Origin of the sequence: Nocardiopsis exhalans (genome assembly GCF_024134545.1) — a bacterium.
GTDB classification, from domain to species: domain Bacteria; phylum Actinomycetota; class Actinomycetes; order Streptosporangiales; family Streptosporangiaceae; genus Nocardiopsis; species Nocardiopsis exhalans.
Genome location: NZ_CP099837.1, coordinates 1,282,761 through 1,305,917 on the forward strand (window position 1 = coordinate 1,282,761; position 23,157 = coordinate 1,305,917).

At 70.5% G+C, this 23,157-nt stretch carries 20 protein-coding genes and 1 pseudogene; 8 read left to right on the forward strand and 13 right to left on the reverse strand.

Going from position 1 to position 23,157, the window contains the following annotated elements; translation table 11 throughout:
- The first annotated feature begins 24 nt into the window (after positions 1-24).
- Together NE857_RS05830 and NE857_RS05835 are read left to right on the forward strand one after the other, a co-directional pair.
- Complete coding sequence (locus tag NE857_RS05830) at positions 25-873, forward strand: helix-turn-helix domain-containing protein (RefSeq protein WP_026116939.1); 849 nt, start codon at positions 25-27, stop codon at positions 871-873.
- Positions 874-883: 10 nt separating this feature from the next.
- Positions 884-1,072 carry a DUF397 domain-containing protein gene (locus tag NE857_RS05835; RefSeq protein ID WP_017583071.1) on the forward strand — a complete coding sequence of 63 codons (189 nt, stop codon included), beginning with the start codon at positions 884-886 and terminating at the stop codon, positions 1,070-1,072.
- Positions 1,073-1,223: 151 nt separating this feature from the next.
- Here NE857_RS05835 and NE857_RS05840 read toward each other — a convergent pair whose 3' ends face one another.
- From NE857_RS05840 to NE857_RS05870, 7 genes are all read right to left on the reverse strand, one after another.
- Positions 1,224-2,813: a polyamine aminopropyltransferase gene (locus tag NE857_RS05840; RefSeq protein WP_254420103.1), complete on the reverse strand. Its 1,590-nt coding sequence runs from the start codon at positions 2,811-2,813 to the stop codon at positions 1,224-1,226.
- 103 nt (positions 2,814-2,916) lie between these two features.
- Positions 2,917-3,345, reverse strand: coding sequence for a DUF350 domain-containing protein (locus tag NE857_RS05845; RefSeq protein ID WP_254420104.1), 429 nt, complete (start codon positions 3,343-3,345; stop codon positions 2,917-2,919).
- A 78-nt stretch (positions 3,346-3,423) separates the two neighbouring features.
- Positions 3,424-3,777, reverse strand: coding sequence for a hypothetical protein (locus tag NE857_RS05850; protein WP_254420105.1), 354 nt, complete (start codon positions 3,775-3,777; stop codon positions 3,424-3,426).
- A 12-nt stretch (positions 3,778-3,789) separates the two neighbouring features.
- Entirely contained in the window at positions 3,790-4,302 is a 513-nt protein-coding gene (locus tag NE857_RS05855; RefSeq protein ID WP_254420106.1) for a DUF2617 family protein, read from the reverse strand.
- A gap of 7 nt (positions 4,303-4,309) precedes the next feature.
- Positions 4,310-4,909, reverse strand: coding sequence for a DUF4178 domain-containing protein (locus NE857_RS05860; protein ID WP_017583066.1), 600 nt, complete (start codon positions 4,907-4,909; stop codon positions 4,310-4,312).
- A 411-nt stretch (positions 4,910-5,320) separates the two neighbouring features.
- The gene (locus tag NE857_RS05865; RefSeq protein ID WP_254420107.1) at positions 5,321-6,175 is read right to left on the reverse strand and encodes a sulfurtransferase; all 855 of its coding nucleotides are present in this window, start codon (positions 6,173-6,175) and stop codon (positions 5,321-5,323) included.
- Positions 6,176-6,264: 89 nt separating this feature from the next.
- Positions 6,265-6,648 (reverse strand): hypothetical protein, encoded by a 384-nt coding sequence (locus NE857_RS05870; RefSeq protein WP_254420108.1) that lies wholly within the window; start codon positions 6,646-6,648, stop codon positions 6,265-6,267.
- A gap of 571 nt (positions 6,649-7,219) precedes the next feature.
- Between NE857_RS05870 and NE857_RS05875 the strand changes: the two genes are divergently transcribed.
- Complete coding sequence (locus NE857_RS05875) at positions 7,220-7,984, forward strand: GntR family transcriptional regulator (protein WP_254420109.1); 765 nt, start codon at positions 7,220-7,222, stop codon at positions 7,982-7,984.
- A 13-nt stretch (positions 7,985-7,997) separates the two neighbouring features.
- On the opposite strand, the gene NE857_RS05880 is transcribed toward NE857_RS05875, so the two are convergent.
- The 3 genes from NE857_RS05880 to NE857_RS05890 form a co-directional block, all read right to left on the reverse strand.
- Positions 7,998-8,441 (reverse strand): hypothetical protein, encoded by a 444-nt coding sequence (locus NE857_RS05880; protein WP_254421877.1) that lies wholly within the window; start codon positions 8,439-8,441, stop codon positions 7,998-8,000.
- Positions 8,442-8,481: 40 nt separating this feature from the next.
- Positions 8,482-8,844, reverse strand: a complete 363-nt coding sequence (locus tag NE857_RS05885; protein ID WP_184369425.1) for a cyclin family protein — start codon at positions 8,842-8,844, stop codon at positions 8,482-8,484.
- Positions 8,845-9,105: 261 nt separating this feature from the next.
- Positions 9,106-10,866, reverse strand: coding sequence for an N-acetylmuramoyl-L-alanine amidase (locus NE857_RS05890; RefSeq protein ID WP_254420110.1), 1,761 nt, complete (start codon positions 10,864-10,866; stop codon positions 9,106-9,108).
- 324 nt (positions 10,867-11,190) lie between these two features.
- Here NE857_RS05890 and NE857_RS05895 point away from each other — a divergent pair, with 324 nt between their 5' ends.
- Together NE857_RS05895 and NE857_RS05900 are read left to right on the forward strand one after the other, a co-directional pair.
- On the forward strand, positions 11,191-12,690 hold the full coding sequence (locus NE857_RS05895; RefSeq protein WP_254420111.1) for an NAD(P)H-hydrate dehydratase: 1,500 nt from the start codon (positions 11,191-11,193) through the stop codon (positions 12,688-12,690).
- Positions 12,691-12,794: 104 nt separating this feature from the next.
- Positions 12,795-14,183 carry a dicarboxylate/amino acid:cation symporter gene (locus NE857_RS05900; protein WP_254420112.1) on the forward strand — a complete coding sequence of 463 codons (1,389 nt, stop codon included), beginning with the start codon at positions 12,795-12,797 and terminating at the stop codon, positions 14,181-14,183.
- A gap of 148 nt (positions 14,184-14,331) precedes the next feature.
- Here NE857_RS05900 and NE857_RS05905 read toward each other — a convergent pair whose 3' ends face one another.
- Together NE857_RS05905 and NE857_RS05910 are read right to left on the reverse strand one after the other, a co-directional pair.
- Positions 14,332-14,847, reverse strand: a complete 516-nt coding sequence (locus tag NE857_RS05905) for an NUDIX hydrolase (protein ID WP_254420113.1) — start codon at positions 14,845-14,847, stop codon at positions 14,332-14,334.
- Positions 14,848-14,943: 96 nt separating this feature from the next.
- Positions 14,944-15,603 (reverse strand): TetR/AcrR family transcriptional regulator, encoded by a 660-nt coding sequence (locus tag NE857_RS05910; RefSeq protein WP_254420114.1) that lies wholly within the window; start codon positions 15,601-15,603, stop codon positions 14,944-14,946.
- Between the two features lie 116 nt (positions 15,604-15,719).
- On the opposite strand from NE857_RS05910, the pseudogene NE857_RS05915 reads away from it, so the two are divergent.
- From NE857_RS05915 to NE857_RS05925, 3 genes and pseudogenes are all read left to right on the forward strand, one after another.
- Positions 15,720-16,820: pseudogene (locus NE857_RS05915) on the forward strand (hypothetical protein); the annotation flags it as partial.
- Between the two features lie 176 nt (positions 16,821-16,996).
- The gene (locus tag NE857_RS05920) at positions 16,997-18,382 is read left to right on the forward strand and encodes a methyltransferase family protein (protein ID WP_254420116.1); all 1,386 of its coding nucleotides are present in this window, start codon (positions 16,997-16,999) and stop codon (positions 18,380-18,382) included.
- Positions 18,383-18,528: 146 nt separating this feature from the next.
- Positions 18,529-20,679 carry a PrsW family glutamic-type intramembrane protease gene (locus tag NE857_RS05925; RefSeq protein WP_254420117.1) on the forward strand — a complete coding sequence of 717 codons (2,151 nt, stop codon included), beginning with the start codon at positions 18,529-18,531 and terminating at the stop codon, positions 20,677-20,679.
- Positions 20,680-20,702: 23 nt separating this feature from the next.
- Here the strand turns inward: NE857_RS05925 and NE857_RS05930 are convergent, their stop codons facing one another.
- Positions 20,703-23,072 (reverse strand): molybdopterin-dependent oxidoreductase, encoded by a 2,370-nt coding sequence (locus tag NE857_RS05930; RefSeq protein ID WP_254420118.1) that lies wholly within the window; start codon positions 23,070-23,072, stop codon positions 20,703-20,705.
- Positions 23,073-23,157: the final 85 nt, after the last annotated feature.

Here is a 23,157-nt window from a genome sequence, read left to right on the forward strand (position 1 = left end):
GACACCACCCCCAGGAGAGAGCCCATGCCTGATCCATCACGCCCGAGCGTCCGCAGGCGCCGACTCTCGGAGGAGCTTCGCCGCTACCGGATCGCGGCGGGTATGACTCTGGACGATGCGGCAGCAGCCACCGAATGGAGCGTCGGCAAGGTCTCCAACATTGAGACAGGTGTCAGGCTTCGCCCCAGCGTGGTCGAGGTGAGGGCCCTGCTCGATGTCTACGAGGTGACCGATGAACAGCGCCGCCAGGCCCTGTTCGCGATCACCCGTCAGGCAGGCAAGAAGGGCTGGTGGACGAAATACAGCGACGTCTTCCCAGATGAGTTCCCGGTGCTGGAGTCCGACGCCACGGCGATCAGCACTTACGAACCAATGATCATCCCGGGACTGCTACAGACACCGGGCTACGTGGAGCTTCTGACGCGCTCAGGGAACCTGGTCCGAGATCCGGTCGACATTCTGCGCGTGGTCGATGCGCGACGCCGTCGACAGGAAATCCTCGCCCGCACGGACGGGCCTGACCTGTGGGCGGTCATCGACGCGGGCGCCGTCGAGCGGCTGCGCGCCGTACCTGAGGTATGCCGTGAACAGGTGAGCCATCTAGCTGATGTGGCAGACAACGGCGACGGGGTCACGGTCCAGGTAGTCCCGTTCAGCGCGGGGATCCACGCTGGAGCCAAGGGCAGCTTCGTCCTGATGGACTTCGCCGCCGCTGACCCTGTGGTGTATCTCGAAATGGACCAGGACGGCCTCTTCCTGGAGGAGGCAGACGAAGTCACTCGCTACCGAAACCTTTTCAACCACCTCGTGAGCAGGGCACTCAACGTCGACGAGAGCGTCGCCTACCTGCGCGAGATAGCCAAAGCACCCTGAGAGAGCACCCGTGAAACTCATTCCCAACCTCGACGCCCTCAACTTCCGCACGTCCAGCTACAGCGACCGCAGTAACTGTGTCGCCGTCGCCGACGTTCCCGGGGGCGCTGTGGTCCGCGACTCCAAGCACCCTGAGCGCGGCTACCTGCCGTTCTCCGGCCCAGAGTGGATCGCACTGCTGCGTACCACGCGATCGTAGGCACTGAAGAAGGGAGCCCTCACACCGGTGAGGGCTCCCTTCACTCATTCCCGCGGGCGCTGTACCCCGCCTCCTCGGAGGCCGGAAGCAGGCTTTTCCAGCCTTAGCTGGTCGGGGCGGCGGGACGTCTTCTTCGACATCTCCGCCCGGGTCAGTACCCCCGCCAGGCCTGGCGGTCCTGGTGGTAGCCGATGATCCTGGGGTGCATCATCGTGGAGGCCTCCACCTCGCCCTCCTGGCGGTCGATGGGGAAGACCAGTGCTGCCCGCAACAGGTCATCGTCCAGGAAGCGCAGTTCGGGGGCGTCGTCCGCCAGAGTCAGTTCGGGGGCTCCATCTCCCTCACTGGTGGAGGCGCCCAGGTAGAAGCCCCAGTTACCGAAGGTCGGCACGTCCACGTTGTACGGGGTGACCGAGATCCCGGCCTCCTCCAGCGAGTGGCGCACGCTCCAGTACGCGTTCGGGGCGAAGAACGGTGAGCCGGCCTGCACGACCACCCGCCCCTCGGGCTCCAGGGCCTGCTCCAACAGCGCGTAGAACTCGACGGTGTACAGCTTCGACGTACCCACGTCGGTGCCGTCCGGCAGGTCGGCGATGATCACGTCGAAGTCGTCCGGGTTGTCGCGCAGCCACTGGAACGCGTCGGTGTTGACCACCTCCACGCGCGGGTCCTGGAAGGAGTCCTCGTTGAGTTCGCGGATCACCGGATCGGTGGAGGCCAGCTCGATGACGGCCGGGTCCAGGTCCACCAGGGTCACCGACTCGACGTCGTCGTAGCGGAGCAGTTCCCGGAGGGCGAGACCATCCCCGCCGCCCAGAACCAACACGTCCTCGCGGGGGCCGTCCATCGCCGGGTGGATGAGCGCTTCGTGGTAGCGGTACTCGTCCAGGGTGGAGAACTGGAGATCCCCGTTGAGGAACATGCGCACGTCCCGGCCGTCCAGGGACCTGGTGAGTACGATCTCCTGGTACTCGCTGCGCTCGGCGTACGAGATCGGGTCCCGGTACATGGCCTGCCGGGCGTCCACCTCGAACTCCTCGGCGAAGTAGTAGGCGAGTCCCAGCACCGCCACGATGAACATCAGGCCGAGGCCCAGCCCCGCGTAGGCCAGCCGGGTCAGGTCCGAGCGGAACAGCCACAGCACCACGGCCACACCGATGACGGCGTTGAGCACACCCACCATCAGCGCGCCCTTGGGCAGACCGAGGAGGGGCAGGAGCAGGAACGGGAAGGCCAGGCCGCCGATCAGGCCGCCCACGTAGTCGGCGGCGAACAGGTCCGCCACCGCGTCGGAGGCCTCCTGCTTGCGGATGCGCTGGATGAGCGTCATCAGCAGGGGGATCTCGATACCGATCAGCGTGCCGATGATGAACGCCAGCAGCACCAGCGTGGGCTGGTAGGCGGCGGCCGACAGCCAGGCGAACGACCCGTACAGCAGCAGGACCGACAGGCCGCCCACCAGCGACAGCAGGCCCTCCACCACCGCGAAGGACAGTGCGGGCCGGGCCTGGTAGCGCTTGGACAGCAGCGAACCCACACCCATGGCGAACACCATCACGGACAGGACCACGGAGGCCTGCGTGATGGTGTCGCCGAGCAGGTAGCTGCCGATCGCGACCAGCGCGAGTTCGTACACCAGGCCGCAGGCGGCGCAGATGAACACCGCCAGCAGAACGAAGAACCGGGCCGCGCGCGGCGGAACCGGGAGTCGGGGCCGCGCGTGGGCCGTGGTCTCGCTCAAGGTACTGCTTTCTCAAGGAAGGAAGGGCTGGCCCCGGCTCCGCCCCGATCGGAGGACAACGCTCCTGATGGGAGGACAACGTCCCCGGTGAGGAGCGCCCCCGCTAGGAGATGGCGGCGGCCACGACCAGAGCGATGGAGACGTGTGCGGTCGCGCTGACCCACGTCGCCGGGTGCCATTCGTTGTTACTGATCATGTGGCTGATCTTGCCCGGGGTGATCAGGTCGATCAGAAGGAAGGACAGACCCATCACGACCAGGCCGATGAGGCCGAAGATCGTCGCGGACAGCAGTCCGGGGCCCAGACCCAGCTCCGAGTAGCTGGACAGGATCGCGGAGACGACCACGATCGCCGCCCCCAGGGTGTTGGCCGACACCAGCAGGATCGCGTTCGGGTTGCGCTCCTCCCAGATCAGCTTGTGCAGCTTGCCGGGCGTGAGCAGGTCGGTGATCAGGTAGCCGAGCAGCATGATGACCGTGCCGACCACGCCGTAACCCAGGGCGTAAAGGGAGCTGGTGAGGATCTCGTTCATGGCCTTGTCCGTAGTGAGGGTACTTCGGGAATCGGGGGGTTGAACTGCGCGAACAGGTCAACCCCCCGACTCGGCAGACTACTTGCCGAAACCCGAACCCCCGCCACGGCTGTCGCTCCCGCTGCCGCCGCTGTTGGAGTTGTTACCTCCGCCACCGCCGCCGAAGCCGCCGAAGAAGAAGAACCCGCCGCCCCCGCCGCTGCGGCCGTTCTCGCAGTCGTCGTTCGGGGTCGGGCTCGGGGTGGTACCGGACGCCGAGTTGGTGCCGGTCGAGGTCGACGTGCTGGACGTCGCGCTGTCACTGGGCTCGCAGTCGGCGCTGTTGCCGCCGCCGGAACAGGCGGACAGCAGGAGCAGCAGCGCGGTGGCCCCGCCGATCGCGGCCACCTTGTGTCTTGGAGCCTTCGCTCCTCTGATGTCGGTCGTGGCCATTGCGGCCTCCTCTTAGAGGGTCAGGGTTGTGGTCGTCGTCACCAGTTCGTCGCTCTGCGGGTAGGCGTGCCAGGTACGCCAGCGCAGTGACGACCCGCTGCCAGAGGTCAGGTGCAGCGCGGTGATCGCCAGCGGATCACCGGGGAAGGCGACGAGCAGCCCGCCGGGAGAGTCGGAGGTCTCATCGTGGATCTCCGCCACCCGACGGGTGAGTTCTGCGCGAGGCAAGGACTCGACGATCGAGTCGAAGCGGTAGCCGCCCACCCCAGGCAGGGGGTGCTCGGCGTTGCCGGGTAGCCCGCCGGGAACCCCCGGCAGACAGGCGACCGTCTCCACCAGCTCCCCGCCGTCGGACGCGGGCCGCAGGACGACCTGGTGGGAGGCGCCGAGCACCCGGAGTTCGATCTCCAGGCCCGACACCGTGACGGTACGGACAGCGAGGGGTTCGACCAACGGGTGGTTCAGGGTCCAGACCAGGTCGTCGGCCTTGGTGTCGACGAAGGGGGCGCTGATGCTCGCGCGCATGTGGGCATCAGCTCCCGGGGAAGATCGTGAAGGTTCCGGCGTGGATCTTCTCGCCGGTGCTGACTTCCCAGCTGCCGTGGTCGAAGCGCTCGAAAGCCAGCAGCTTGCCGTCCTCGGACTCGTAGTCGGCGTAGTCCATGCCGCCCTCGGCCTTGAGGCCGGTGGTGCCCTCGGAACGGTAGGAGCCGGAGCCCTTCTCCTCGAGCTTGTAGGTGACGCCCTCAAGCTCGATGGTCTTGCCCTGGGGGACCATGGTCAGGTCCGGGCGGCCGGTCCACAGGGCCAGCTCGACGTCGGGGTCCTCCTCGACGGAGAGCCAGCGCTTGCCGCCCTCGACCTCGAGGAAGTGCTCGGACCAGACATAGCCGCCCTCGGAAAGGCGCAGTGTGCCGCGGATCCAGGTCCGCTCGTTGCCCCAGTCGATCATGTCGCCCGCCTTGATGTTGCGCGGGTCACCGGCGGTGTCCGTGGTGGACGAGGCGGCGAAGGGGTCCTGGGGCGGCGGGGGCGGGGTGTCCTGCTTCTGGGAGCTCGAGCGCTGCTTGTAGATCAGGTATCCGATCACGATCGCGGCGATGAGAATCAGTAGCAGCAGGAGTTCGATCACCAGTGTTCCTCGTTTCGCGGTGAAGCACGTCTTTTGTTCCCGGGGCCGGGCAATCCTACTGTTCGGTCTGACGCCGGCACGGGCGTTGTGGTTCCGGATCCGGCCAGATCCGGACAGGGAAGAAGGTGGCGATGAGGGAACTTCTCGCGGGGTCAGGGTGTTGAAGGACCAGCACAAATCAGGATCTTTCGGACTGATGTCCTGTTACCCAGCCTAGGTGGTTTTCCGGACCCTGTGTGGGATGGCCGAGTATGCGCCCGAAAACGGACGGAGCCCGTGCGCGCTGCACGGGCTCCGTGGGGTCTGGGGTGTCTGTTGCGGTTGCTGCGGCGGTTGTGTTCCCGTTCCTCGCGGCCCTCGCGGCCCTCGCGGTTGTCGCGGTTGTCGGGTTGCGGCGTGCGGGGACCGGGTTCAGGCCAAGGGGTCGCCGGTCTCCAGCGGGAGGGAGTCGTCCCCGCCCCACCGGCTCCACGAGCCCGGGTACAGGCGGGTGTTGGCGAACCCGGCGTGTTCCAGGGCCAGGAGGTCGTGGCAGGCGGTCACCCCGGAACCGCAGTAGGCGGTGACCGTGCGAGCCGAGTCCGCGCCCAGGGCGGCGAAGCGCTCGCGCAGTACCTCCGGGGCGGCGAGCAGGCCGTCCGGGGCCAGGTTGGCGGGCCACTCGGCGCTGCGCGCCCCGGGGATGTGCCCGGCGCGGGCGTCGACCGGCGCGGGCTGTTCGCCGGTGAAGCGGCCGTACACCCGGGCGTCCAGGAGAAGACGGTCCGGGGCGGCCAGCTCCCGCTGCAGCTCCTCGGTGCTGACCAGCCGGTCGGCGGGCCAGGGGAGCGCGGTTCGGTGCACGGGTTCGGCGGTGACCTCGCCCTTCTCCATGTCACCGGTCCAGGTCTGGAGGCCGCCGTCGAGGAAGGCAGCGGAGGTGCCCAGGGCCCGCAGCATCCATACCAGGCGGGCGGCGACCGAGCCGCCGGCGTCGTCGTAGACCACCACGGGGGAGTGGTCGCCGATGCCGAGGCGTCCCAGCGTGCGCGCGAAGTCGGCGGCGGCGGGCAGCGGGTGGCGGCCGCCTTCGGCGCTGGAGGGCGCGGCGAGGTCGGCGTCCACGTCGGCGTGCACGGCACCGGGGATGTGGCCGTTCAGGTAGGCCTCGTGACCGGAGCGGCCGTCGAGGTACCAACGGGAGTCGACGAGGACGACCTCGTCGCGGTGCTCACGGAGCCAGGCGGCCGAAACGGCCACCGGCAGGGACAGGGTCTGATCGGACATGGCGACAGCCTAGTCAACGCGGCTTCCGCAGCGTTGCCGAGCCCCGACGCTCAGTGGTGGAGCCCCGTGTTCGGGGCCGTGGAAGAAACTCAGCGGCGAAGCGCCGTCTGGTCGGGTGCCTGGTCGTGGTTCTGGCCGTAATCGGGGGAGTTGCGGTAGGCCGAGGGGTGGAAGGCGGCCACGGCCAAGCCGGTCAGCAACGGGACCGAGAGCCACAGCTGGTACCAGAACACCGAGCCCAGGTCGGACCAGGGCATGGTGGCCACGGCGGCGGCAGCCACCACACCGATTCCGAACGTCATCGCGCCCCGGGGCACGTACAGGGCCGAGCCGGGCAGGCCGTTCAGGAACAGCCTGGCCGCGAGGAGGGCGGCGCCCACCAGCCACAGGGAGAGGAAGATCTGGTGCCGTGCGGGGTCGGGGACGACGGAATCCCAGACGGAGAGGGTCAGACTCACGCCGATGACGAGCATCACGGCCCCGCCCACAACTGAGGGGGTGACGGTGGGCCGACTGAGGGCTGGGGTTCGGGTTGGTGCCTCCATAGACACAACCCATGCCCGGAAGATGCTGATCCATGTCTTCCCGTGCCAGATCGTGTCCTACGCCCCACCAACCTGTTTCCGGGCAGCTGTGACGCGAGGGTCAGGCCTATGCGTGGCGCGCTGTCCGGGCCACGGCCAACATCGTCAGGGTTATGGAGATGCCGATCACGGTGCCCACCAGCAGCCCGTGTTGCCAGGAGGCGGAGGGAACACCGACCTCCTTCAAGAACACTGCTGAAGCTAGTGCGGCAGCGCAGGTCCAAAGCGCGCCTCCGACGAGGACGCGGGGTGGAGTCAGGGTTGAGGGGCGGCTCGGTCGCATCCCGGAACTGGGCATGGCCTCTTCGTGCCTTCCATCAGGAGCGGCGGGGCGGGCTGCTTTGCCTCTGGTTGCCGCTGCGCCTATCTAGTTATTAGAGCCTAGCAACTAGCACCTAGGCCCTCAAGGCTTGAAGCGAGAAGTAAGGTATTAGCAGCTAACAAGTAAGGGAGTGCCTGAATGCGGATCGCAACGCCCAAACCGAAGTATGTGCAGGTGGCTGACCTGCTGCGGGACGCGATCAACAGCTCGGACTATCCGCCGGGCTCTATGCTGCCGAGCCAGCCGCAGCTGGCCAAGGAGTTCGGGATCTCTCAGACCCTGGTCAGCAAGGCCGTGCGGGTGTTGGCCCGGGAAGGGCTGGTTCACACCACGCCGACCGGGTCACGGGTACGGGCCGTTCCACTGATGCCCAGGTACGCGACACGTCGCTCCAGCTCGGCCTTTCGTGAAGCCGGCGGAGCCCATGGGGCCTTCGAGGCGGAGGTCCGACGGTTCGGCCTGACGCCGAGGGTCGATCTCAGCGAAGTTGGCAGGGCCGAGTGCCCCGATGAAGCTGCCGGAGTGCTCAAAATTGAACCAGGCGTCGACGTGGCGATTCGGCGACGGCACATGTTCGCTGATGACCACCCGGTGCTGATCGCCACCTCTTACGTGCCCTGGGAACTAGCGGAGGGCACCGCGATCCTTGAGGAAGATACCGGCACCGGCGGTATCTACTCCCGGCTCGCGGAGCTGGGGCACGAACCCGTGCGCTTCATCGAATCCGTGCGGGTGCGGACTCCCTGGCCAGGCGAGGCCGAGTTCCTCAAGATCAGTGGGGAACAGCAGGTGCTCCGGGTTCGGCGGGTCGCGATCGACGCACAGGGTGTACCGGTGGAGGTCAACATCCAGGTGTTGCCGCCGCAGTACTGGGAGTTGCACTACGAGTGGGAGAGTGATTAGGGGGAGTGGCCACCTAGGAGGCCTGTGACTCACGGTCCATGCGGTGGACGTGCAGGATCCACCACAGGCCCAGGACCGGCAGCACCAACGGGATGAACATGTAGCCGCTGCCGAAGTTGGACCACACGGTGTCGTCCGGGAACACCCCGGAGGCGAAGACGCTCAGCGCGCCCACCACGAGTACCCCGGCCATCTCCACGGAGACCGAGACCAGTGCCACCAGCCGCGAGGTGCGTCCAGCGCGGGCGAGGCCGACCGCGGCGACCAGGTAGATGATCCCGGCGAGCACGGACAGCCCGTACGCCAGCGGGGCCTCGTCGAAGCGGGTCACCAGCTGATAGGTACCGCGCGCGGTCGCGGCGAGCGCGAACACCGCGTAGACGGCGACCAGCAGGCGGCCGGGCCCGGTGCGCAGGGTGCGGTCGCTGGCGGGGCCGGCGGCGGATGAGGCCGACAGATCGGACGCCGGTGTGGGCGCGGGCGTGGACGCGGGTGTGTCAGACAACGGGACTCCACATCTGCTCGATGCGGACCAGCAGAACCGGGAGGATGAGACAGGCGAAGGCGATCACGGCCGGGCCCCACTTGCTGCGCTCCATGAACCCCCACACGGCGCAGGCGGGCGGCAGCAGCGCGATGGTCGCGAGGTAGGAGACGAACATGACCGTCTCGTCGGGGCGTTCGCCGCCGACCATCGCCACGGTGATCGCACCGACCTGGCCGAGGACCAGCAGCCACAGGACACCCATGCCGATCAGGTGTGGGACGAGCATCGGCTGGTCGCGGAAGGTGGAGATGAGGCACCACACGGCCATCGCCAACGACACCATCTGAATGGTCATGGTCAGCCAGTCGACCACGCCGCCTCCACTCGGTACTCCGCATGTCCGCCCATGTCAGCGGACCGCACAAACTACGACGAACTGTAGTCCTTCATGGGCACTGCCGCGTACCGGGTCCCGGGTTCGGAGGTTCGGGGGAGTGGCAGGGGGTGAACGCTGTGAGGTTTCGGGTTGCTGTGCTGTCCCACGGCTCCCGCACCCGAGCGGACCGGGGGCGGTCGGGGCCGGTGGGTCGAAGATCGCACCGGCCCCGGCGCTGGTTTCCGTCGAACCGGAACCTCAGCGCGGCCAGTAGAAGACGTCCGCGGTCGCCGACGTCACGTGCGCCTCCACGTCGCCGAACTGCGCCACCCGGATCCGCACCCGGCGGCCGGCGGCCAGGTTGCCCTTCCACGAGTAGGTGAAGTGGGCCCCGCCGCCCGCGTGCACGGGGCTGTCGAGCGGCCTGTTGCGGGCGATCCTCCAGCCGCCGCCCCCGTCCGGCTCGTACTCGGTGGCCCGGATCTGCACCTCGGAACCGGGGGTGACCCCCTCCAGGACCACCCCGACCGAGACGTCGTAGTAAGCGCCGCCGGTCTCCTCGACCCCCACCAGCGCGTAGAACTCCCCGGTCTCGCCGTCGTGCCGCCGGTCGAAGGCCAGGCTCACCCACGTACGGGGATCGATGGCCTGGGCGTTGTCCTTCTCGAACCTGCGGTGTCGGGGCATGTCGTCTCCTTCGGTGCCGCCGGGCGGTTGGGCGAACGTGCCGTCCCGGACGAGCCGGTAGGCCCGGTCGCCGGGACAGGACGTGGCGATGAAGTCGCGGTGACCCAGGACGGTCCCGGCGATGGAGGTGTCCGGTTCCATGAGCCACTGCCGCAGCACGCGGACCGCGTTGATCTGTTCGGGTGTGATGGCGTCGGTGGGCCCGGTCGCCAGCGTGCAGGAGTAGTGCGAGGAGTTTCCGCCGGGCTGGGCGGCCTGGGAGCGGTACAGCCCGCGCCCCTCGATCACGTAGCCGTGCGCGCAGGCCATGAAGGAGTTCCCGGTGAAGTACACCGTCCCCCGCCGCCGGGCCAGCCAGGTCCCGTTCGGCGTGGTGGGGCACCAGATGTGCCCGCCGTAGGTCTCCTCGCGCCGGCTCAGCCCGCCGGGGCCGATCGGGAGCAGCTGGTGCCGGTCGAAGGCCACGGACCAGCCGCCGTCCTGGTCCGTGCCCGGGTCCGCGCGCAGGTGGGCGGGCTTTCCCGCCAGGACGGCGGTGAACTGGAGGGCTTCGGCCGAGCCCCGGCTCAGCCCCTCGCGTGCGCCGTCCCCCGCGAACTCCCCGAGGAGCAGCCGGAGCTGCGGCGCGGTGAGAGAACGCAGGAACGCGTGGCCGGGCACCCCGCCCGGGGCGTGCTCGTGCAGCCGGGGCGCCATGGCCGCACGGGCGGACCAGGTACGGGCCACCTCCGTGACCAGTGCGTCCGGCCACTTGGGCTCGTTCGGCAGGTGGTCACAGGGGGCGGCGACCCGGATCCGGTCCCGGCCGGTGAGCGACGCGGTGGTCGCCCAGCGTTCTCCGCGAACCCGGTGCTCCCCGGCGGTGGGACCCGCGTGCGTGCTGTGATCCGTGCGCTCCACGGGCCAGCGGTGGTTCGCGGTGGTCAGCGAGGAATGGGAGCGGCCCGCCATGCGGATCAGGGTGCGTTCGGTGGCAGGGAAGACGTTGACCGCCTGCACCGGCTGCCACCGGGACGTTCCGGAGCCGTGGTCGAGGGTGAGGACGGTGTCGCCCGCGCGGAGCTCGCGGAAGGACCGCCAGCCGTCCTCGGTGAGGATTTCCGTCTCCTCGTCCGCGCAGTACCCGATGTCCGCCCAGCCACGGGAGGGGCCGGTGTGGAAGTTGCGGGTGTTGCGCCAGTAGGTGAGGCAGGCGGAGTGGTCCTTGCCGGCGAGGCCCTGGTTCACGCTGTCGTAGTGGATCACGAGACCGGAGCGGGGGTTGGCTCGGGAGGCTGGGGAGGTGCCCCAGCCCAGATCGGACCTGGACACGTATTTGCTCGGTCGAGGCATACACCCATTGTCTCCAGTGGAGACTCCTCTGCGTGGTGATCCCATGACAGTGTGCTATATGTGCCGAAAGTGAGTTCTGTTCCTGAAGGCGCCTCCGGGGCAGCTCATTCCGGCTGGTGGTCTTGGCGAAGCGGTGATCACCGGGTGTCGGGGGACTGGCCGCTCTCTTCCTCCGCTTCTTGCTCTTCGCTTCTGGTGCCCTTGCCAACCGCACTCGCGGCAAAAGTAATCGAGTCCTCACCTTCGTGCGCGTGGCGGTGCGGGTGCGCCCCGAGCGGGGTGCGCCACGATGGGAGGCCCGGCCCCGCCCCTCGGAGGTAAACCTTGCGCTCCGCCCACGTCGTCAGCGTCGTCCGCGACGCCGAACAGGCCCTCAGGGGCCGACTCCCCGAAGGCGCGCTCATGCGCCGCGCCGCCACCGGCCTGGCCGTCCACTGCGCCCGCATGCTGCCCCGCGTCTACGGCTCCCGCGTCACCCTGATGGTCGGCGGCGGCGACAACGGCGGCGACGCGCTCTACGCCGGGGCGAGCCTGGCCGCGCGCGGTGCCTTCGTGCGCGCGGTACTCGCCGCCAAACGCGTCCACCCGGGTGGGCTGGCGGCGCTGCGGGCCGCGGGCGGCCGGGTGGTCGAGGCGGTGGAAGGGGTTCATGGCGCCGACGCGGTGGAGTCGGCGCTCTTCGACACCGACCTCGTCGTCGACGGTCTGCTCGGCATCGGCGGCCGCGGCGGGCTCCGTGAACCCTTCGCCGCGCTCGCCGCCCTCGCCTCGAACTCACCCGCCCCGGTGGTCGCGGTCGACCTCCCCAGCGGGTTGGACGCCGACACCGGCGCGGTCGCCGGGCACGCGGTCCGCGCGGACGCCACGGTCACCTTCGGCACCTACAAACCCGGGCTGTTCGTCGACCCGGGAGCCGAGCGGGCCGGACGGCTGTACTTCGTGGACATCGGGCTGGCCCCGGAGCTGCCCGGTCCCGACCTGCTCTGTCCACAGGCTGTGGACATCGCCCGGCTCCTGCCAACCCCCGGGGCCGAGTCCGACAAGTACCGCCGGGGCGTGCTCGCCGTGCGCGCCGGGTCCGACCAGTACCGGGGCGCCGCTGTCCTGTGCGTGGGCGGCGCGCTCCGGACCGGAGTCGGGATGGTCCGCTACGGGGGTGGCGAGGACGTCCTCGCGCAGGTGCTCTCTCGCTGGCCGGAGACGGTCGGGCTGCACCTGGACCCGCTGGACGGCACGGACCCGGGGCCTGGCCGGGTCTCGGCGGTGGTGGTCGGGTCGGGGCGCGGCACGCACTCCGCCAACGCGGACGAACTGCGCGCGCTGCTGGAGAGCGAGTGCCCGGTGCTGCTCGACGCCGACGCGCTCACCCTGGTGGCGGGCAGTGACCCCCTCACCGAACTGGTGCAGCGGCGCGAGGCGCAGACGCTGCTCACCCCGCACGCGGGGGAGCTGTCCCGGCTGCTCCCGGACACCGACCGCGCCGAGATCGAGGCGCACCGGCTCGAACACGCCGTCCGCGCGGCGGAGCTGTACCGGTCGACGGTGCTGCTCAAGGGCTCGACGACGGTGATCGCGCACCCCGGGGCCCCGACCGTGGTCAACCCGACCGGAACGCCGCTGCTGGCCACGGCGGGTTCGGGTGACGTGCTGTCCGGGGTGGCCGGGTCTCTGCTGGCCGCCGGTCTGCCCGCCCAGGACGCCGCGATGTGCGCCGCCTACCTGCACGGGCGGGCGGCGGAGCTGGCCCGGGACGGAGCGCCGATCAGCGCCTCGGATCTGCTGGACGGCCTGCCGCTGGCGATCGCGGAGGTCCTGGCAGCATGAGGAGGTTGCGCTCGGCAACCAGATCGTGACGTGTTAACAGCTGCGATTCAGGTATTAAACGGACATTTGTTTCCGCTGATCGCCGCTACTGAGTAAGGACGACGATGTCCACAGACGTGACCGAGAGACCCCCGAGCCCACCCGGCCTGTGGCGCCGCTACCTGGACTTCCCGCTGATCTGGAAGATGGCGATCGCTCTCGCCGCCGGTGCCGCCGTCGGTCTGGCGATCTCGGCCGCCGGTGGCCCGGCCTGGACCCTGCCGGTACTGAGCACTCTGGGCGAGATCTTCCTGCGGCTGCTCCAGATGCTGGTGTTCCCGCTGATCATCACGACCCTGATCGCGGGCGTGGTGTCCATCTCCCCGCAACGCCTGGGGCGGATCGGGCTGAAGGTGTTCGCCTTCTACCTCGTGACCTCGGCACTGGCCATCACGATCGGCCTGAGCGTGGCGCTGGCGATCTCCCCGGGGAGCGGGCTGGCCATGCCCGAGGACGACGCCGCGGAGGCGGCCGAGGTTCCGGCGATCTCCGAGACCCTGCTCAACATCATCCCCGCCAACCCCTTCCAGGCGCTGGTCGAGGGTAACGTCCTCGGGATCATGTTCGCCGCCATCGCCTTCGGCCTGGCTCTGACCTTCATGGTCAACAGCGGCGAACACCGCGTACGTGAACTGGGGATCTTCCTCCGACGCGGTGTGGACGGCGCCGTGGAGCTGGTCTTCAAGGTGGTCAAGGGTGTCCTGGAGTACGCCCCGATCGGTGTGTTCGCGCTGATCGCGGTGGTCCTGGCGGAGACCGGCGTCGAGGCCGTCGGGCCGCTGCTCCAGCTCACCGGGGCGGTGTACGGCTCCATCGTCGTCATGATCCTCGTGTACACGGTCCTGCTGCTGCTCTTCCGCGCCGGTGTCGCCCGGTTCTTCGCGGCGGCGAAGGAACCGATGCTCACGGCCTTCGTCACCCGCTCCAGCAGCGGCACCCTGCCGGTCTCCACCCGGGCGGCGGAGAAGATGGGCGTCAAGGAGGGCGTGTACGGCTTCACCCTCCCGCTGGGCGCGACCGTCAACATGGACGGCACCGCCATCTACGTCGGCGCCGCCACCGTGTTCGTCGCCAACGTCGCCGGTGTCGAGCTGACGGTCGCACAGATCGCCACGGTGGTGCTCACCGGTGTACTGGCCTCGATCGGCACGGCGGGCGTCCCGGGGGCAGGGCTCATCATGCTGACCCTGGCGGTGACCTCGGTGGGCCTGCCGATGGCGCCGGTAGCCCTGGTGGCCGGTATCGACGCGATCCTCGACATGGCCAGGACCATGTGCAACGTCACCGGCGACCTGACCGGTACCCGGATCATCGCCGGAACCGAAGAGGGCATGTTCAGCGAACCGGACGGTCCGGATGCGGGGGCTGCGGCGGAGGCGGGCCCCGAACCCGGCGACGGCACCGACGAACCCGGGGCCGAGGCGTCACCGACGGGCGCCCGAGACCTGACCTGACCTTCCTAGGGTCGATGCCTGAACACCGGACCAATCGCCCCCCGGCCGGAAGGCATCCCCCATGCTCCTCCACAAGCGCGGCGCGCCGCCACCCACTGGGTGGCGGCGCGCCGCGCGGTGTCCGAATCGCCCGTCTCCGGCGCTTGGGTCAGCGGAGCCCGCGGGCGGCCTCCAGGCCCATCTGGACGATCTCGGTGATGAAGTAGTCGCCCGGGTCACGGGTATCGCGCAGCAGGTGCAGACGGGAGTCGTCCACCCACATGAACTCGGTGTGCTTTCCGACTTCCAGGGCCGGGTCGGCCAGGTCGCCGTCCACCCGGACCAGGTAGTCCACCTCGCGGCGGGTCCTGCCGTCGCCCGGGTCCCAGTCCAGCCGGTACAGCTCTGCGACCACGGCGGACAGGGTCCAGCCGGTCTCCTCCGTGATCTCGCGGGCCAGCGCCTGGAGCATGCTCTCGCCCTCCTCGACGTGTCCGCCGACGATGTCCCAGCAGTGCGGGAACACCTTGCGGGTGGCCGACCGGCGCTGGGCGAACGCGTTGCCCCGCTCGTCGATGATCACGGCCCCGGCGACCCAGAGGCGGCCGTCGGCGGTGTCGGGGAACTCGATCCCCTCGGCGACCTCGACGTTTCCGGTCTCCACGTTCACGGTGTTCTCCTCCACGGGCTTCCTCCACAAGGGGTTGCATCAGGCACGGCATCGGGCAGGGTTTCGAGCGGTCCCGGGGTACGGTCCCGGGACACGGGATCGGGCGCGGGCTCAGGACACCTCGGGGGTTTCCTTGGCGGCGTTCGCGCGGCGGGGCAGGCGCAGGGTGAGAAGTTTGGCGCGCGGGGCGAGGGCGCCGGCGAGGTCGAAGACGCCCTCGGTGCGGCTCTGGTCCTCGTCCAGCACCGAGAACAGGTTGACCCCCAGGTAGAAGGTGATCGCCGCGTAGGCGACCTCGCGGGCGGGCAGCAGTCTGGCCAGCGGCGACCCCCCGAGCACACGGTCCCACTCCCCGGCGATGAAGTCGATCCACGGCTGTGAGCGCTGGTTGATCTCCGCGCGCAGCTCGGGTTTGGTGACCGCGGCCGCGACCAGCTCGGAGAACTCCGCGATGTACCCGCGTTCCAGGTCGATCCGGTAGATGCGGGTGGCCACCTCCACGAGCTCCTCCAGGGTTCTGGCCTGCCCGGCCAGTTCCCGGTACATCTCCATACGCTCGGCGCTGGAGCGGTCCAGGGCCGCGAGCAGCAGCTGGTCGACGCCGCCGAAGTGGTAGAAGACCAGCGCTGAGTTGGCCTCCGCGCGGGTGGCGATCGCCCGGGCCGAGGCTCCGGCGTACCCCTCCTCACGCAGAACCTCGGTCGCCGCGCTGAGCAGGCGTTCCTTGGTCTCGGCGCTGTTCTTGCGGCCTGTGCCGCCGCTCTTGGCCATGGTCCTCCCTCGGGTCGTTCTTCATCATAAGGTTTAATCGGGTGATTAAACCGTATGCTTTAATCATCGCATCAAAGATGTTCGCGGGATCGTGCTACAGCAAGGAGCCCCCCACCGTGACGCAGCCACCCGAGTCCCAGGAACCGACCGAATCGACCAGGCCGACCGGGAATCCCGAGCCAGCCGCACCTCCCGAGCCGGGCAAGCCGTCCGAAGCCGACCGCCGCGCCGACCACGAGACCGCCGAGCGCTACGCCCCCGGGTACGCCACCCACGAGGAGTCCGCTCTCCCCAGGCCCTCCAGGGCCCGGTGGATCCTGGCCGGGGTGGTGCTCGCGGCCTTCGCCGCCCTGCTCGCCGTCCGGGTGACCCGGTTCGGCGGCCTGGACCAGACCGCCCTGTTCTACGTGGGGCTGCCCGCGCTGCTGGCCCTGCTCGTCGTGCTCTGCTGCCGGACGCGCAGCGCGGTCGGTGTCGCCATGGCCGTCACGACGGTCGCCCTGTTGCTGGCCGGTCCGGTGCTGGGCGAGGGGATGGTCTGCCTGATCATCAGCGCCCCGCTCATCTACGGGGTGGTGTCCCTGGTGACCTGGCTCAGCGTCCTGATCGCGCGGGGCGGACAGGGGTCCCCGAACGCGCTGGTCGCGGTGCCGATCCTGTTCGCGCTCGCCCTGGAGGGGGTCGGCGGGTTCTCCCTGCTGCCGCGTGAGGACGCCGCAACGGGTTCGAGGCTGGTCAGCGCCGCCCCCGTCGACGTCGCGGACGCCCTGGCCGCAGCCCCCGAGTACGCCTCCCCGGCCGCCCTCTTCCTGCGAGCCGTCCCCTTCCCCGAGCCGGTCGAGGCGGTCGGCGAGGGCCTGGCGGTCGGTGACACCCGCGTCATCCACTTCACCCCGCGCCGGACCCTGGCCCCGGGCGCCGAGTCCACGCCGCGCCGTATGGAGCTGGAGATCGTGGAGAGCCACGTGCACGCCGACGGCGGCCGGGTGGTCTTCGACGTCACCGAGGACACGGCCTTCGCCAACTGGATGGAGATGGAACGGGCGGTGGCTACCTGGGAGGCGGAGATCGTCGAAGGGGAGGTCGAGAAGACGCGCCTGACCTGGGAGATCGAATACCAGCGCACCTATGACCCCTCCTGGTACTTCGGCCCGGTGCAGTCCTACGCCACCGGCCTGGCCGCCGGTTACCTCGCGGACACCTTCGCCGCCCTCGCACAGCGTCCGCCGCAGGCCCCCGAACCCGTCGACGTCACCAAGCCCCGGCCCTCGCCGGTCAACGCCGACGAGGCCCTCGTGCCCGAGGACTCCGGCAGCCCCGCCCGTCCGGGCGAGCCCCGGGCGGGCGCCTCCGACGACAGGCCCGGGCCGGGACGCGGTGAGGGGGCCCGGCCGTGATCCCGGAGCTCCCGGCCCTCCTCGTACGCGGGACCGGTCTGCTCCTGCCCCTGCTGGGGATCGTGGCGCTGTGCCTGTGGCGGGTGCCGAGGCAACGGGAGGTCGCGGCGGTGATCGTGGCCTCCGGCTGGGCGCTGCTCACCCTGATTCCGCTGAACCTGGTCGCGTTGCGGGCGGGTTGGTGGTCCTTCCACGCCGAGGGTGCGGTCTGGCTGGGGATGCCGGTGGACCTGCTGCTCGCCTGGGTGCTGCTGTGGGGCGCCCTGCCCGCGCTGATGCTCCGGCTGCTGCCGGTTCCGCTGGTCACCGGGCTGCTGGTGTGGTTGGACGTGATCCTCATGCCGCTGGGCGAACCGGTGGTGGTGCTGGGGGAGCTGTGGCTGGTCGGTGAGATGCTGGGCGCCGCGTTCTGCCTGATCCCCGCGCTGATGCTGGCCTTCTGGACCCGGCGCCGTCAGTTGGTGCACGCCCGGATGTGGGCGCAGGCCGTGCTGTCCTTCGGGCTGATGGTCGCCTTACCGGTGTGCGTGCTGGCCACCGCGCCGCCCCCGCTGCTTCGGGCGGCGCCGGAATCCCTGTCGGCGGTGCTGCCGTTCGAGCCGCCCGTACCGGAACTGTGGACCGGCTGGTCCGACTGGTCTGCTTGGTCCGCCTCGCCCGAGGCCCTCACCATCGGCCTCCAGCTCCTCGCCCTGGTCTGCCTGCCCGGGCTGGCGGCGGCGCGCGAGTTCGCGGCGGTCGGCAACGGCACCCCGCTGCCCTACGACCCGCCCACCCGCCTGGTCACCAGCGGCCCCTACGCCTACGTGCGCAATCCGATGCAGCTCACGATGGTGCTTGTCTACCTGGTGCTCGGCGCCCTGTACCCGCCGCTGCTGCTGGGCGCGCTGGTGGCCCTCGCCTACGGAGCCGGGTTCGCCTCCTGGCACGAGGGCGGGCAGCTGCGCGCGGAGTTCGGTAGGGACTGGGACGCCTACCGCTCCGGGGTGCGCGCCTGGCTGCCCCGCCTGCGGCCCTGGTCCGGGCGGGCCCGGGGCACCCTGTACGTGGCGATGGACTGCGGAATGTGCCGGGGGCTGGGGAGTTGGGTGGCGGCGCGCGGTCCCACGGCGCTCACCTTCCGCCCGGCCGCCGAGCATCCCGAGGTGCTCTACCGGCTCACCTACGAGAACGCGGAAGGGGTCCGCTGGAGCGGGGTGGCGGCCCTGGCCAGGGCCATGGACCACCTCCACCTGGGCTGGGCGGTGACCGGTTGGGCGCTGTCGCTGCCGGTGCTGCGCCACTTCGTCCAGCTGTGCGGGGACGCGTTCGGGGCCGGTCCCCGGCCCTCCAGAAAGGCGCACGAAACGGATTCACCAGCCGTTTCGGCTGCCAATATCTGACAGAAAATCATAAATGCCACAAAAGCCCCATAGCCACATGTTCTGTTGGACTCCTTCGCCGTTATGCTCGTGCGGGGCCGCCCCGCGTGCCGGACGACTCCGGCGCACCGGCCCCGAGCCCCCAGCCCCCCGGCACGAGGAAGTCCATGGAAGAACAGGCGATGCTCGCGCGCGACCTCGTGCTGCGCGTCTGTGCCGGCGCCACCGAGCTCGACCCCCAGTGGATCCAGGCCAGGGGCAAGGTCACCACCCCCTTCGTGGTGCCGCGCGACCGCAACCTGATCCGGGGCATCGTCGAGGCCGGGCGGGCCATGGGCGTCGACCGGCTCCTGGTCTGCCGCACCCGGGCCGAGTTCTCCTACGACCCGGTCACCGAGGTCCCCCTCGACACCGACACCCTCATCGACCTCATCCGCGGCTGGGGGGCCAAGCCGACCGACTTCCTCGTCTGCCTCGAGGACTTCTCCGCCGCGGTCCTGGTCACGGCGGACGAACTCACCGTCGCCGCGGGCCCGGTCGACTTCATCCGGGAGATCGTCGGCCCCGACATCCCCGGCACCCGCGCGCGGTTCGCCGAGCGGGCCCTGGACACCAACCGCCCCGACCTGGTGCGGGCAGCCCAGCACTACAACTGCGTCGAACCCGGCGCCCGGCACGCCCGCGTCCCCCGCGGACCCGGCCCCGACCTGGCCGAACGCCTCACCCGCAGAGCCGAACGCGCCCGCGAGCGCTCGCCCGGCCCGGTCCGGTTCCTGCGCGGCCTGCGCGGCCTGTGGGGTTGGCTCATGATCGCCGTCCTGCTCCTGGTCCCCCTGGCGGTCCCGGTACTCGGCACGGCCCTGCCCACCCTCTTCCTCACGTACCTGCTGCTGTTCCAGCTGGCCCTGCTGGCGCGCTCCCGGACCGTCTCGTTCGCGACCCTGCTCCGCGTGACCGCCCTGGGAGCCCTCCTGCTCTGGCCGATCGCCCTGCTGTCCGCACTGGTCAGCGGGGTTCTCGGGCTGGAGATCGGGCACGTGATGAGCCAGACCTACATCGCGGTCACCGTCGAGGAGATCGGCAAGCTGCTCCCGCTGCTGCTCTTCCTGCTCCTGGCCCGGCGCCGGGTGCGCCGCCTGTCCGCCGTCGACTTCCTGCTCCTCGCCGCCGCTTCGGGCGCCGGGTTCCAGCTTGCCGAGGACCTGCTCAACTCAATCGCCGCCCCCCTCGTCGACCCGGTCACCGGACTGGTGAGCGGGGCCCCCGAAGGGTTCTCCGGACACGCGGTGGCCACCGGCCTGATCGGCGCCACCCTCGGCCTGGCCGTCGTCGGCCGCCGCTACGGGGGCTGGTTGTGGCTGCTGCCGGTCCTGGCCACCGGGCTGGTGTTCCTGGACCACATCCACGTCAACGCCCAGGCCGCCGGGGCCCGCCTGGACCCGGTCTCCGCCTTCGTGCACGGCATGTTCGGCGGCGGCGCGCTCACCCCGTGGCTGCTGCTGACCGCCCTGCTGTTCGCGGTCGCCATGGACTACCGGGTGATCGGGACGGCCGCCGAGACCACGCCCCCGCTGCCCGGCCGGACCCCGCTGCCGGGGCTGCGCCGCTGGGCGCACGGCAGGTCGGTGGCCATGCGGGTGCGCGTCCCCGCGGACATCGCTCCGACGTTCCGCCGGATCGCGCTGTCCTGGGTGAACCTGCCGGTCACCCTCGCCACCGCGCTCACCACCATCGTGCACGAGCTGGCCACCGCCACCATGGCGGCCAAACAGGGCCCGGGAGCGCTGTGCGACGCCCTGCGGTTCCTGCGCCGGCGCCGCGCCAACGCCATGGGCGAGGCCCGCTCCCGGGGCCGGAGCTGGCGCCGTTACCCCTCCCAGGAGGAGCTCGCCGCCAGCGCCGACGACCTCGCCCGTCGGATCGGCCTGGCCGGTACCAGCGGCATCGTGGTGGCCGCCGCGACGCTGTTCACCCTGGGCGGTACGGCCACTGTGCTGGGTCTCTTCCCTGGTGCGGCCGTCGAGGGAACCCCGGCCTACGCGGCCCGCGCGGTGGAGCAGTTCTACGCCTGGACCGCCGCGTCCGACACCGCCACCCTGGTGTGGACCGCGCTTGCGGGCCTGGCCGTACTCAGCCTGCTCACCCTGGGCAACGGGGTCCCGCACGCCCACCCGAGAACGGGCGACTTCCTTCGGGCCCCCACCGCCAACACCGGCGCCGTCCTGGGCATGCTCGCCCCGGGCCAGGTGGGCTACGCGCTCCTGAGCCTGTTCGGCCTGATCCTCCCCAGGAGGGTCAACCACCTCATCCGCCGCTGACCGGTGTGGCAGCGGGGTTCGGATCAGCCCTCGACGGGTTCCACGCCCGCCGGCGGGTCGAAGGCGCGGACCGGGGGCAGCGCGCCCTCGTACGGTTCCACCTTCACCCGGACCAGCTGGCCGGTGCAGCCCTGGGACAGGGACGAGGTGCCCACGTCCTCGGTGAGGGCGTTCGGGTTGCCGTGCGCGCAGGTGACGTCGGCGCTCGACGGGTCGTACCAGGCACCGGTCGACAGCTGGACCACGCCGGGGCGGAGAGCGTCGCTCAGCACCAGACCGGCCAGGCACGAGCCCCTCGGGCTGGACACGCGGACCACGTCGCCCTCGCGCACCCCGGCGCCTTCGGCGTCCCGCGGGTGCATGCGCAGCGGGTCGCGGCCGTTGATCTTGCGGGAAACGCTGTAGCCGCCCATGTCCTGCTGGCTGTGCAGCCGGGTGCCCGGCTGGTTGGCGACCAGTACCAGCGGCCACGCGTCGCCCTCCCCGGCGGTGCGGTGCCGACCGGAGCCGGGGCCCAGGCCGGTCACCGCCGGGCCCGGAAGCCACACCGGGTGGCCGGGGCAGTCCTCGTAGCCGAACGACGCGATGGTCTGCGAGTACAGCTCGATCCGCCCGCTCGGCGTGCGCAGCGCGTTCGCCTCCGGGTCCTCGCGGAACTCGCCCAGGTGGGTCTCGTCCTCGACCCGGGCGGGCATGTCGATCCGGCCCCGCTCCCAGAACTCGTCGAAACCGGGGACCGCCAGGTCGCGGCGGGCCAGCAGCGCCCGCCAGCGCTCGTAGGCCACCCGCATCCACTCGCGGCTGGTCCGCCCCTCGGTGAACTCCTCGCGCACACCCAGCCGCTCGGCCAGGTCCGCGTAGGTGTCGTACTCGTCGCGGGCCAGGCCGTGCGGCGCGACGACCCGGGGCATCGCGCGCAGCGCCAGATCGCCGTGGCTGGCGGCGAAGTCGTCGCGCTCCAGCACGGTGGTCGCGGGGATCACGATGTCGGCGTGCCGCGCCGTGGCCGTCCAGTGCGTCTCGTGCACCACCACGGTGTCCGGTCGGCCGAAGGCCCTGGTCAACCGGCTCAGGTCCTGGTGGTGGTGGAAGGGGTTGCCGCCCGCCCAGTACACCAGCCTGATGTCCGGGTAGGTGCGGTGCTCACCGTTGAAGTCGTAGGGCTCCCCGGGGTGCAGCAGCAGGTCGGAGACCTTGGCCACCGGGATGGACTCGCGCACCGCGTTGTTGCCCTGCGGCATGCGCGGCAGCCCCAGCGGGGTCGCGCCGCCGCCGTAGTTGCCCATGGACCCGTACCCCGACGCGAACCCCGCCCCGGGCAGGCCCACCTGCCCCAGGCAGCAGGCCAGTGCGAACCCCGCCCACAGCGGCTGCTCGCCGTACCTGGCGCGCTGCACCGACCAGCCGACGTTGATCAGCGTGCGCTGGTCCGCCATCCGCCGGGCCAGCGCCCGCAGATCGGCGGCGGGCACCCCGCTCACCCGCTCGGCCCACTCGGGGGAACGCTCGACGCCGCCCGGGTTCCCGCGCTCGTCCCGGCCGCCCATCACGTAGGCGCGCAGCCGGTCGGCGCCCACGGTGTAACGGTCCAGGAAGGCGGTGTCGGCCAAGCCCTCGCTGAACAGCACGTGCATCAGACCCAGCATCACGGCGGTGTCCGTGCCCGGCCGCAGCGAGACCCAGGTCGACTTGAGGTCCTCGCCGGTGTCGTCGCGCAACGGCGACACCGACACGAACTCCGTCCCGGCGTCCGAGGCCGCGCGCATCGCCGGACCCGCGGTCTGGGCGGTCCGCCCGCCCGAGGAGGTCCACGTGTTGGACACCCGCAGACCGCCGAAGCTCACCAGGAGCTCGGTGTGCTCGCGGATGCGCTTCCACGACGGCACCCGGCTGAACAGGCGGTTCGCGGCGGGCGTGCCGATCAAGTGCGGGAACAGCACCTCCAGCGCGCCGTGGCTGTAGGTGTTCACGGACCGCGTGTACCCGCCGAGGGTGTTCAGGAAGCGGTGCAGCTGGCTCTGCGCGTGGTGGATGCGGCCAGCGCTGCCCCAGCCGTAGGAACCGCCGTAGATCGCGGAGTTCCCGTGCTCGGTGCGCACCCGCTCCAACTCGCGGGCGAGCAGGTCCAGCACCGTGGACCACTCCACCTCCACGTAGGCGTCCTCGGGGTCGCCGCGGCGCGGGTCGGGGCCGGGGCCGTGCTCCAACCACCGGCGGCGCACCGCCGGACGGGCCACCCGGGTGCGGTGGTGCTGGGCCACGGGCGTGTTGCCCATGACCGGTGCCGCCGCCGGGTCGTCGGGGTTGGCGCGCACCCCGACCACCCGGTCGTCGTGGACCTCGACCTGGTAGCTGCCCCAGTGGGCGCTGGTCGGGCGAAGGGTGGCGGCCATGTGCACTCCCGTGTGGTTCTGCCGGACTCCTGGAGAGCCGTGTGGTTCTGGATGGTGCCTTCCCGGGCCCGCACCACACTCTATG

Bases quoted from the DNA above. Each gene is read 5' to 3' on its own strand.
- NE857_RS05875 (WP_254420109.1), top strand. From the start codon at position 7,220: ATGCGGATCGCAACGCCCAAACCGAAGTATGTGCAGGTGGCTGACCTG.
- NE857_RS05870 (WP_254420108.1), bottom strand. From the start codon at position 6,648: ATGCTCGTCATCGGCGTGAGTCTGACCCTCTCCGTCTGGGATTCCGTC.
- NE857_RS05865 (WP_254420107.1), bottom strand. From the start codon at position 6,175: ATGTCCGATCAGACCCTGTCCCTGCCGGTGGCCGTTTCGGCCGCCTGG.
- NE857_RS05890 (WP_254420110.1), bottom strand. From the start codon at position 10,866: ATGCCTCGACCGAGCAAATACGTGTCCAGGTCCGATCTGGGCTGGGGC.
- NE857_RS05855 (WP_254420106.1), bottom strand. From the start codon at position 4,302: ATGCGCGCGAGCATCAGCGCCCCCTTCGTCGACACCAAGGCCGACGAC.
- NE857_RS05830 (WP_026116939.1), top strand. From the start codon at position 25: ATGCCTGATCCATCACGCCCGAGCGTCCGCAGGCGCCGACTCTCGGAG.
- NE857_RS05845 (WP_254420104.1), bottom strand. From the start codon at position 3,345: ATGAACGAGATCCTCACCAGCTCCCTTTACGCCCTGGGTTACGGCGTG.
- NE857_RS05925 (WP_254420117.1), top strand. From the start codon at position 18,529: ATGGAAGAACAGGCGATGCTCGCGCGCGACCTCGTGCTGCGCGTCTGT.
- NE857_RS05910 (WP_254420114.1), bottom strand. From the start codon at position 15,603: ATGGCCAAGAGCGGCGGCACAGGCCGCAAGAACAGCGCCGAGACCAAG.
- NE857_RS05900 (WP_254420112.1), top strand. From the start codon at position 12,795: ATGTCCACAGACGTGACCGAGAGACCCCCGAGCCCACCCGGCCTGTGG.
- NE857_RS05850 (WP_254420105.1), bottom strand. From the start codon at position 3,777: ATGGCCACGACCGACATCAGAGGAGCGAAGGCTCCAAGACACAAGGTG.
- NE857_RS05930 (WP_254420118.1), bottom strand. From the start codon at position 23,072: ATGGCCGCCACCCTTCGCCCGACCAGCGCCCACTGGGGCAGCTACCAG.